This window comes from Streptomyces sp. NBC_01788 (assembly GCF_035917575.1).
Taxonomy (GTDB): domain Bacteria; phylum Actinomycetota; class Actinomycetes; order Streptomycetales; family Streptomycetaceae; genus Streptomyces.
In genome coordinates this window covers 3566219-3576744 of sequence record NZ_CP109090.1, presented here as the reverse complement: position 1 = coordinate 3576744, position 10526 = coordinate 3566219, and the positions used below count along the sequence as shown (strand labels likewise).

The following is a 10526-nucleotide window of genomic DNA, read 5'->3' as shown; positions in this document are numbered from 1 at the left end:
GGGCGAGCGGGCGCCGTCCGCCGGTCAGACGTGTCCGCCCGCGCCCAGAAAGATCGGGTTCGTGAGCGCCGCCATCACCCCGGGCAGCGGCCCCACCGCCGTCTCATGGCGCACCTCGGCCCGTACGTACGCCGCGTACGCCGGGGTCGTGCGCCACTCGACGGCCCCCGAGCCCGGCACGGGGAACGGGTCGCTGGTGAGCAGCACCCCCTGGTCGGTCACGAGGCGGACCGTGCAGCGCGGTACGCCGGAGGCTTCGAGGCGGACCGTCACCGGGGTGTCCGGGGCCACCCGCAGCCGCTCCCCGATGCCCGCCCGCTCGCCCCCGGCGCCCGTCGCGGTGAAGGCGAGCGACACGCGCCGGGACTCGGCGACGTACGAGCGGCCCGCGCGGATGCCGTCCTGGACGGCATCCCGGGTGAGGTCGTCGGCCAGGACGACCGTCTGGGGCAGGCCCACGGAGTCCGGCGGCCGGTGCGCGTCGCTGCTGCCCATCGCGGGCAGCCAGCGCCGGTCCTCCCGTGCCGCCGCCACGAGCGTGGCGTCCCACGCGGCCACCGCCATCTCGTCGTCCGGGGTGAAGGGGCCGTTCCACACCTCCACCGCGTCCGCCTCGCCGAAGCCGAACTTCCAGGCGCAGCCGACGCAGGTGGCGTGCGGGTGGGCGGGCACGACCAGGCCGCCCGCGCGGCGGATCTCGCGGGCGAAGCGGCCGAAGCGGCCCTCCCGCGCCCGGTAGCGCCAGTCGACGAAGGTGCCCGGGTCGGTGCCGAGGGCGAGGACGTGGCCGTTCCTCGTCGTCACCTCCTCGCCCAGCATGATCAGCAGGTCGTCGCCCGCGTGGTCGGCCCAGTGCGCGTGCGAGGCATGGGTGTTGTGGTCCGAGCTGTTGATGAAGTCGAGGCCGGCCGCCCTGGCCCGCGCGGCGATCTCGGCGGGGGTGCGGCGCCCGTCGGAATGCCAGGAGTGCAGGTGGCAGTCCCCCCGGTACCAGGCCCGCCCCCGCCCCCTGGCCCACTGCGGCGGGTACACGGGCGCTACGGCCGTGCCCGGGGCGCCGTGGGTCAGGGTGACGTCGAGCGTGTACGACAGGCCCCGCGGGGCGACCGTGTAGGGCCCGAGCACGATGTGCCAGACACCGGCGCCGACCGGCCCCGCGATGTACCCGGGTGTCGCGTCGTCCGCGCGGACGAAGAACTCCGTACGCGCCCCGCCCGACCAGCCACGGAAGCCCTCGCCGCCCGGCTCGATGCCGCGCTGGTCGAAGATGCCGATGTCCAGCGCGTTGCCGGGCGTGCCCGCGGGAACGGCCGGCCTGTCGTAGGTGTACGAGACCTTGATCTCCCGCACCCCGTCCGGAACGTCGACGGGAACGTACACGTAGTCGGCCGCACCCGGCGCCAGCGTCCCCCGGATCGTCCGGGTCACCTGCCCGCCGTCCGCGCCCCTCGCGAAGGTCACGCTTCCCAACGTAGGCGCCACGGAGGCGACCGTCACGACGGGAGTGCGCCGTCCGGGTCCACGGCCGGACCACCGGCGCCACCGGCCGGTCCTTCCTTGATCGGCCCTGGTGACCGCGACCGTATGCTCGAAGGATGACGACTTCCGTGCTCTCCGGAACCGGTCCCACCGAGAACTCGCTGCGTCGTGCGCTCAAACGTGCCCGGGACGGGGTCGCGCTCGATGTCGCCGAGGCGGCGGTGCTGCTCCAGGCGCGGGGCGAGCACCTCCGGGACCTCGCCGCCTCCGCGGCCCGGGTGCGGGACGCCGGTCTGGAGGCCGCCGGCCGTCCCGGCGTCATCACCTACTCCAAGAGCGTCTTCATCCCGCTGACCCGGCTGTGCCGCGACAAGTGCCACTACTGCACGTTCGTCACCGTGCCGGGCAAGCTGCGCCGCGCCGGGCACGGGATGTTCATGTCCCCCGACGAGGTCCTCGACATCGCCCGCCGAGGCGCCGAACTCGGCTGCAAGGAAGCCCTGATCACCCTCGGCGACAAGCCGGAGGACCGTTGGCCGGAAGCGCGCGAGTGGCTCGACGCGCACGGCTACGACGACACCATCGCCTACGTACGCGCCGTCTCCATCCGCATCCTGGAGGAGACCGGCCTGCTGCCGCACCTCAACCCGGGCGTCATGACCTGGACGGACTTCCAGCGCCTCAAGCCCGTCGCCCCCTCGATGGGCATGATGCTGGAGACGACCGCGCGCCGGCTGTGGTCCGAGCCGGGCGGCCCCCACCACGGCTCCCCGGACAAGGAACCGGCCGTGCGGCTGCGGGTCCTTGAGGACGCCGGCCGTTCCTCCGTCCCCTTCACCTCCGGGATCCTGATCGGCATCGGCGAGACGTACGAGGAACGCGCGGAGTCCCTGTTCGCCCTGCGCAAGGTCGCCCGCGCCCACCACGGCATCCAGGAACTGATCATCCAGAACTTCCGCGCCAAGCCGGACACGGCCATGCGCGGCATGCCCGACGCCGAACTCGACGAGCTGGTCGCCACAGTGGCCGTCGCCCGGCACATCATGGGCCCCTCCGCCTGCCTCCAGGCCCCGCCCAATCTGGTCGACGCCGAGTACGAACGGCTCATCGGCGCCGGCATCGACGACTGGGGCGGCGTCTCCCCGCTCACCGTCGACCACGTCAACCCCGAACGCCCCTGGCCCCGGATCGAGCAGCTCGCCGAGAAGTCGGCCGCGGCGGGCTTCGAACTGCGCGAACGGCTCTGCGTGTACCCGGAGTTCGTCACCCGCGGCGAACCCTGGCTCGACCCGCGGCTGCTGCCGCACGTTCGTGCCCTGGCCGACCCCGAGACGGGCCTGGCCCGCCCGGACGCGGTGGTCGAGGGCCGTCCCTGGCAGGAGCCCGACGAGGCCTTCACCGCCACCGGCCGCACCGACCTGCACCGCACCATCGACACCGACGGCCGCACCGCCGACCGCCGGGGCGACTTCGACGAGGTGTACGGCGACTGGGGAGCCCTGCGCGAGGCGGCCGCCCCCGGCATGGCCCCGGAACGCGTCGACACCGACGTACGGCAGGCCCTGCGCACGGCCGCCGACGACCCGACGAGGCTCACCGACGACGAGGCCCTGGCGCTGCTGCACGCGGACGGCCCGGCCCTGGACGCGCTGTGCAGGATCGCCGACGACGTCCGCAAGTCCGTGGTGGGCGAGGACGTCACGTACATCGTCACGCGGAACATCAACTTCACCAACGTCTGCTACACCGGCTGCCGCTTCTGCGCCTTCGCCCAGCGCCGCACCGACGCGGACGCCTACACCCTGTCCCTCGGCCAGGTCGCCGACCGGGCCCAGCAGGCCTGGGACGTCGGCGCGGTGGAGGTCTGCATGCAGGGCGGCATCCACCCCGACCTGCCGGGCACGGCCTACTTCGACATCGCGCGCGCGGTGAAGGAACGCGTCCCCGGCATGCACGTGCACGCCTTCTCCCCGATGGAGGTCGTCAACGGCGCCACCCGCACCGGCCTGTCCATCCGCGAGTGGCTGACCGAGGCCAGGGCGGCGGGCCTGGACAGCATCCCCGGCACGGCGGCCGAGATCCTCGACGACGAGGTCCGCTGGGTCCTGACCAAGGGCAAGCTGCCCACCGCCACCTGGATCGAGGTCGTGACGACCGCCCACGAACTGGGCATCCGGTCCTCGTCGACGATGATGTACGGCCACGTGGACCAACCCCGCCACTGGCTCGGTCACCTGCGCACCCTGGCCCGCATCCAGCAGCGGACCGGCGGCTTCACCGAGTTCGTGACGCTCCCCTTCATCCACACCAACGCCCCCGTGTACCTGGCGGGCATCGCCAGGCCCGGCCCCTCCGTACGGGACAACCGCGCGGTGACGGCGATGGCGCGGCTCCTGCTGCACCCCTGGATCCCCAACATCCAGACGAGCTGGGTGAAGCTGGGCGAGGCGGGCGCCGCCGAAATGCTCCGCTCCGGCGCGAACGACCTCGGCGGCACGCTGATGGAGGAGACGATCTCCCGCATGGCGGGCTCCTCCTACGGCTCCTACAAGTCCGTCAAGGACCTGGTCGCGGTGGCGGCGGCGGCCGGACGCCCGGCGAAGCCGAGGACCACGCTCTACGGCGAGGTCCCGGAGGAAAGGCGGCAGGCCGCGGCCGCGTCGGACGGCCACCTCCCGGACCTGCTGCCGGTCCTGGACTGAACCGAGTAAGACGCAGCTCGCAGTACGATGATCCGACCCCCGTCGGAGGGGTCGAGTAGCACCGAGGAGATGCGTGCCCATGGCGGCCCGAATACCTTCGTGGGTCTGGGTCAGCGGCCTGACCGTGGGCGCGGTCGCGGCGGTGGCCGTACTGGCGGCGAAGGCCGACCAGGGTGCCCACCCCACGGCCCCGGCCGCCGACCACCGACCCGTGTCCTCGGCGAGCGCGAGCCCCTCCGCCAAACCCAAGCCCAAGCCGTCGGCTCCGCCTGCCGTCCCGGCCGACTCGGGCGTGGGCCACCGGATCGTCTACGCCCTCGCCCAGAAGCGGGTGTGGCTGGTCGACGAGAGCGACAAACCCACCCGCACCTTCCCGGTCTGGCCGGGCACGGTGAGCCCCGACCCGGGCGCCTACGTGATCTCCCAGCGCGTCCCCTCGACGACCGGCTCGGACGGCGTCCAGATCGAGCACATCATGTACTTCGCGGGCAAGTCCGGCGTCTTCATCGCCTTCAGCAACGCCGTGGACGGTGCCTCACCCCCACCGGCCGCCGCCGACGCCAAGACGGGCGGCATCCGCATGGGCAAGCCCGACGGCACGGCCCTGTGGGCCTTCGCGGACCCGGGCACGAGGGTCGAGGTCGTCAACTAGAGCTTCGACCGGCGCGGTTCACGGCGCGGCCCGGCACACTGAGCCCGTCGGCCGGTGCGGTGGCCGGGCGCTGTGCGGTCCGTCAGCCCAGGTCCGCCAGGAGGGCTTTCAGTTCGCTCTCCTGCTGTGCCGGCGACATCGGCGGGTTCGAGTGGTCGATGCCGAAGGTCTTGAGCACTTTGTCCATCTGGGCGTCGACGGAGGTCCAGCCGGTTTCGTCCAGCGGCTCCAGCGAGGCCTGGTCGGCATCCCACAGGTCACGCAGCGACTGGGCGGCCGCATGGGCCCCGGCCGCGTCCCCCGAGCGTGCGTCCTTGAGCGAGGTGGACGCGAGGGTCCGCAGCGCGCCGACCTTCGCGGGCGGGAAGTGCTTCACCGCCTGACCGGGAGGCAACTGGACGGCGGAGGTGGTGTCGGTCTCCGGCGCCGGGCCGACGTGCGGCTGACCGTGGGCCCAGACCAGCAGGGCCGCGGTGGCGACGGCCAGTAGTCCGAAGCCGGCCAGCGCGACGCGCTCCTTGCGCGGGTCGCCGGTGACCCGTGCGGCGTGGGCCGCCTCGAAGGTCTCGGTCACATCCGAGCGCGTCACCGTCAGGTAGACAACCGTCGCCAGGATCAGGCCGAGGAAGATCAGGCTGGTGGTGAACGTGCCCAGCGCGAGACCGGTCGGCTCGCCCGGGCTCTCGGCGACCTTGGGGGAGGCGAGCCAGTCGCCGATGTTCGCGCCCAGCGGGCGGGTCAGGATGTAGGCGAGCCAGAAGGACAGCACCGGGTTCGCGCCGAACCTCCGCAGCATGGTGATCGCCGCGATGAGGCCGAGCGGCAGCAACACCGAGACGCCCGGGCTCCAGCCGGTCAGCTCCAGAGTCCAGTCGCCGGTCGCGGTGCCGAGCGCGAAGGTGACCAGGACGGTCAGCCAGTAGAACGACTCCCGCGAGAACGTGGTGACCGAGTGGATCGACAGCGTGCGCTCACGCAGCCACCACACGCCGAAGACCACCGCGAGCAGCACCGAGAAGACCGCGGAACTGATCCACAGCGGCACGTTCAGCCGGTCGGTCAGGATGTCGGTGTACAAGGTGCCCGTCACGCTGACAACGACCACGGTCAGCCAGTAGGGGAACGGGACGTACCGCTTCAGCCACAGCTGGACGGCCAGGACCACCACCAGGACCGCGGTGAAGATCCAGGCCGTGTTCACCAGCCCGACGCCCAGCTGGGTGTTGATCCAGTCGGCGAAGCTCTCACCGACCGTCGTGCACAGGACCTTGATCACCCAGAACCAGATGGTGACCTCGGGGACCTTGTTGAGCATGAGCCGCCCGCTGCGCGTGCGTGCTTCCGTCGTCGTTGTCATGCGGGGAGGTTGACGCGGGGAACCTGCACACAACCTGACTACGTGGCCGCACGCGCGGCCGGGAGCGTCACCTCGACGTGACCGCGGCCGTCCGCGATCGCGCGGACCTCCACACCGGCCGAGGCGGCGATGCGCCGGACCACCGGCAGCCCCAGCCCGTACCCGCCGACGCCGGTCACACCCGCTTCGAAGACCCGGTCGACCTCCGCGGAATCGAACCCGGGGCCGTCGTCCAGGACATCGACCACGATTGCCTCACCCTGGACGCGCGCGGTGATCCACACACGCGACCGCGCATGCCGCAGGCCGTTCTCCAGCAGGGGCGACAACAGCGACACGGTGACGTCGGCCGCCACGGCGACCTCGGCCTTCGCGGGAAAGTCGACCTCGACCGCGCGGCCGGCGATCGCCTGCCGGGCGGCGGAGCGCAGATCGCACCGGGTCCCGGCGTCTCCCTGTGCGCGCGCGGCGCGCAGAATCGTCGTGATCGCCGCATCGAGGCGGTCGACCTCGCTCAGCACCGCCTCCGGCGTCACCGGCTCGCCGGACAGCTGCGCAAGCTGCGCCTCGCCCCGCAGGACCGTGAGCGGTGTCCGCAGCTCGTGGGCGATCTCATCAGTGAGCCGGCGCTCGTCCGCCAGCGCGTTGTCCACGCGCTCCAGGAGGTGGTCCAGGGTCCGCCCCAGTTCCCCGAACTCGTCGCGGGGGACCCCGAGGTCGAAGCGGCGCCCGGGTTCGTGATGGCTCCAGTCGTCGGCGAGCGCGGCCATCTCGTGCACGACCCGCAGCGCGCGGCGCACCACGAGGTGCGCGACAACGCCGGCGAGGAGGATCGCGAGGCCGCCCAGGATCAGCGACAAGGTCAGGCTGTGCTGCTCGGATGTCTCGTAGGGCGTGAGGTCCACCCGGACGATCACCATGACGTTGTGGCCGTCGACCGGGACCTTCCGCGCGTACAGGAGGTAGTTGTCGACGGCGGCGGTCTGCGATCGCCGTGAGCCTGCCAGCGCCTCGACGCGCTCGACCATGCCCGCCGGTACGTTCCCGTCGATCAGGTGGCCGTCGGCATACACCCAGGCGACCTCGTCCAGCGCCTCACTGCTGTTCTCCGTCAGCACGACACGGCCGCCCACGGCGGTGACGTTCGCCGCGACCGCCTCGGCGCGGGTACGCGCCAGATCGTGCGCGTCGGCGTCCGTCACCCCGCTCAGCAGCACGTGCGAGACCACGACCAGGATCGCGACCACGGCGGTGGCGATCAGCACAGTGAGCGCGACGACCCTCCTGCGGAATCCCGTCACTGCCATCGGTAGCCCACGCCGCGGACGGTCGCCAGACGCTCGGCCACCCCCAGCGGACCGAGCTTGGTCCGCAGCCGGCGCACGAAGGAGTCGAGGGTGTTGTCGCTGACCTGCGCTCCGTGCGGCCAGCCGGCGGCGATGAGGGCGTGGCGGCGTACCGCGTCGCCCTGCGAGGCGATCAGGCGGCCCAGCAGCCGGAACTCGGTCGGGGTCAGGCTCTCGCTCACCGAGTCGTAGGTCACCACGTGCTTCGCCGGATCGAGGACGACCTCGCGCGGTGCGGGCGCCACGGTGGCCCGGCGCAGCAGCGCTCGGACGCGGACCAGCAGTTCCGGGATGTCGAAGGGTTTGGTCATGTAGTCGTCGGCGCCGGCCTCGAAGCCGCCCACCTTGTGATGCAGGCCGTCCAGGGCGGTGAGCATCAACACCGGCGTGTCGACGCCGCGCGCCCGGAGGGCCAGGCAGACGTCGCGGCCGTCGGCGTCCGGGAGCCCGAGATCCAGGACGACCAGATGGGGCGCCGGTGCGAGCTGCCGCAGCAGGCTGTCGGCCGTGGCGGCGACGGAGACGGTGTGGCCGTCGTGCTCCAGGGCGCGCTTGAGTACGCCGCGGACCGCCGCGTCGTCTTCGCATACCATGATGAAAGCCACGTGCCGACCCTAGATACTCCCGGCCCAGTTCTCCATCTTCCCTGGTCAGCGGCCGGTAGGAGTGCGCTGCCGTTCCGACGTTACGGGGCGACACCGTCCAGGAACGCGCTCCAGGACGCACCCCCGAACACGAGCCGCGCACCGTCCCGGTCCTTTGTGTCACGGACGTGGACGGTGGTGGGGGAGGGGGCGGGGGTGGCTATGGCGACCTCGACACAGTCGGGGCCGTCGTTGCTGCTGTAGCTGCTCTTGAACCAGTTGAGCGTGGTGGTCATGTCTCTTCTCCCAGAATCTTCTCGATGAAGGACAGCGACTCCCGAGGCGAGAGGGCCTGCGCACGGATCATTCCATAGCGCATGTCGAGGATCTGGGCCTCTCTCGGGTCGCTGATCACCCGGCTGTGCAACTGGGCCTCCCAGTGCCCCAGCGTCTTGCCGTCCCGGAGCTTCAGGAGCCGCAGCGGTCCCGCCATGCCCGCGTGGTCCTCACGGTCCGTGGGCATCACCTGGACCGAGACATGCCGCAACTGCCCGATTTCCAGCAGGCGTTCGAGTTGCTGTCGCAGAACCATTCTGCCGCCGATCGGCCGCCGTAGCGTCACCTCCTCCTGGACAAAGGTGATGAGCGGCCGGGGCACTCGCTCGAACACGGCCTTGCGTGCCATACGCGCGGCGACGTGGCGCTCGATCTCGTCCTCCGTGTACGCGGGGCGACGCATCGCATACAGCGCTTGGGCGTACGCCGGAGTCTGCAACAGGCCGTGGATCTGCTGATTGTCGTAGGCGCCCAGCTCGACGGCCTCGCCCTCCAACTTCGCCAAGTCCCGTACCTTCTTCGGGTACCGGGCCCGCTCCACGTCCGCCTTCATCACGGAGAGCTTCCCGCCCGCGCCGAGCACCTCGTCGGCCTTGTCGAGGAAGTCGGGCTTGGGGATGCGGCGTCCGCGTTCGACCGAGGAGACCATCTCGTCGCCGTACCCGATGGCGGCGCCGAGTTCTCCCTGCTTGAGCCCGGCGGCCTCGCGCCACATCTTGATCTGCCGGCCGACCGTCCTGAGTACGGCCTCGGCCTCTTCGTCCTCCATGTCATCCCTCCCGACGTACGAGCCGGACGACTCCGCCCTGCGTGCGTACAGTCACGTTGCGTACCGTGGTGATGGCTGTTCAGCGTAGGGATGGATGACGACTCTGGGTGACATGAGTAAGAAATTCCCCCTATCGATCGCTGCTCCGTCGGCCCATTTCGCCGTGCAGCTCTCCGCGACGCGCAGAGGTGCGCGACTGGCCCGCCTGCTGGCGGAACGCCAACTGGACGACTGGGGAGTGGGCTTGGCGGACGCGGTGCAGATCGTGGCGGAGCTGGCGGCGAACGCGGCGTTCCACGGGCGGGTCAGGGGGCGGGACTTCCGGCTGGCGATGAAGCTGCACGGGGACGGCACCCTCCGCATCGAGGTGACCGACGCGCGCGGTGACCGGCTCCCGAGGATCGCGGACCCGGTGGCGGCGGACGCGGAGTCGGGGCGTGGCCTGCTGCTCGTGGCCGCGCTCGCCGACCGCTGGGGCGTCACCGAGGCACCCGCCCACGGCAAGACGGTCTGGGCCGAACTCGCACCGCGTCGCGGAGACCGGTGACCCGGCGGCGCCCGACGCAAAAGACCAAAGAACCGGGGAAAGAACCGAACCCGCCCCCACCGCCCCCGTCCATCACCCGGCGGAGTGAATATGCCCCGCTCGGCTGGCGTGGCGAGGTGATCGTGGTGCAGCGTCTGTTCCACCGACCGCACACATGCATCGGCCCTCGCGGGGACTGCCATCCCACAGCGAGGGCCTGATCATCGGGAAGGGCCGCCTCCCCGATGACTGGAAGGAAGCAGCCGCTTTCCGATGACTGATCAGCACCCTAACGCGCCCGCACGCGCCAAGTCCGGCCATTCCGGCGGCGTCATCCACATGAACGAACCGCATCACGAGAACTTCACGGTGGTCGGCAACCACTTGGCCCAGCACGCCGAGTTGTCCCTGACGGCGATCGGCCTGGCTGTGCACATCCAGTCGCTGCCGAAGGGCACCCCCATCGGGATCAAGACGCTGGCCGGGAAGTTCCCCGAGGGGGAGATCCGCATCGCCGCGGCCCTGCGGGAGCTGGAGGAACACGGCTACCTCTCACGCGCCAAGGAGCGTCTTCAATCGGGCCGAATGACGACCCGGACGACCTCGTACAACTGCCGCCCATCCGCCGCGGCCGCCTAGGAAGCCCCGGAGATGAGCCGGATGCCAAGCACTGTCCCCGCGTCGTGCCACCGGCCACACCGGTACCGTACGAGGACCGACGCACCAGTACCGGAGGTCACCGTGAGCGCTCAGACCGATGGCCCTTACGGACCGC

Annotated in this window: 10 protein-coding genes; 4 read left to right on the top strand and 6 right to left on the bottom strand. The window is 71.3% G+C overall.

Translation table 11 applies throughout. The annotated features are described in order from the left end of the window. Nucleotides 1–24: 24 nt before the first annotated feature. Nucleotides 25–1497: a CehA/McbA family metallohydrolase gene (locus OIE49_RS16185; protein WP_401790511.1), complete on the bottom strand. Its 1473-nt coding sequence runs from the start codon at nt 1495–1497 to the stop codon at nt 25–27. Nucleotides 1498–1595: 98 nt separating this feature from the next. Between OIE49_RS16185 and OIE49_RS16180 the strand changes: the two genes are divergently transcribed. Beyond that, nucleotides 1596–4181 carry a bifunctional FO biosynthesis protein CofGH gene (locus tag OIE49_RS16180; protein ID WP_326802938.1) on the top strand — a complete coding sequence of 862 codons (2586 nt, stop codon included), beginning with the start codon at nt 1596–1598 and terminating at the stop codon, nt 4179–4181. A 79-nt stretch (nt 4182–4260) separates the two neighbouring features. Continuing rightward, a complete protein-coding gene (locus OIE49_RS16175) occupies nt 4261–4833 on the top strand; it encodes a L,D-transpeptidase (RefSeq protein WP_326802937.1) in 573 nt (190 codons plus the stop codon). Between the two features lie 82 nt (nt 4834–4915). On the opposite strand, the gene OIE49_RS16170 is transcribed toward OIE49_RS16175, so the two are convergent. The 5 genes from OIE49_RS16170 to OIE49_RS16150 form a co-directional block, all read right to left on the bottom strand. Next, nucleotides 4916–6190 (bottom strand): COG4705 family protein, encoded by a 1275-nt coding sequence (locus OIE49_RS16170; protein ID WP_326802936.1) that lies wholly within the window; start codon nt 6188–6190, stop codon nt 4916–4918. Between the two features lie 38 nt (nt 6191–6228). Continuing rightward, complete coding sequence (locus OIE49_RS16165; RefSeq protein ID WP_326802935.1) at nt 6229–7497, bottom strand: sensor histidine kinase; 1269 nt, start codon at nt 7495–7497, stop codon at nt 6229–6231. Beyond that, nucleotides 7488–8141 (bottom strand): response regulator transcription factor, encoded by a 654-nt coding sequence (locus tag OIE49_RS16160; RefSeq protein ID WP_326802934.1) that lies wholly within the window; start codon nt 8139–8141, stop codon nt 7488–7490. Before OIE49_RS16160 ends, OIE49_RS16165 begins: the two co-directional genes overlap by 10 nt. A gap of 80 nt (nt 8142–8221) precedes the next feature. Beyond that, complete coding sequence (locus OIE49_RS16155; protein ID WP_326802933.1) at nt 8222–8416, bottom strand: DUF397 domain-containing protein; 195 nt, start codon at nt 8414–8416, stop codon at nt 8222–8224. Then, entirely contained in the window at nt 8413–9225 is an 813-nt protein-coding gene (locus OIE49_RS16150) for a helix-turn-helix domain-containing protein (RefSeq protein WP_100568919.1), read from the bottom strand. The genes OIE49_RS16155 and OIE49_RS16150 overlap by 4 nt, the downstream gene beginning before the upstream one ends. A gap of 112 nt (nt 9226–9337) precedes the next feature. On the opposite strand from OIE49_RS16150, the gene OIE49_RS16145 reads away from it, so the two are divergent. Together OIE49_RS16145 and OIE49_RS16140 are read left to right on the top strand one after the other, a co-directional pair. After that, the gene (locus OIE49_RS16145; RefSeq protein ID WP_326802932.1) at nt 9338–9772 is read left to right on the top strand and encodes an ATP-binding protein; all 435 of its coding nucleotides are present in this window, start codon (nt 9338–9340) and stop codon (nt 9770–9772) included. A gap of 318 nt (nt 9773–10090) precedes the next feature. After that, entirely contained in the window at nt 10091–10390 is a 300-nt protein-coding gene (locus tag OIE49_RS16140) for a hypothetical protein (protein WP_326802931.1), read from the top strand. The last annotated feature ends 136 nt before the right edge of the window (nt 10391–10526 follow it).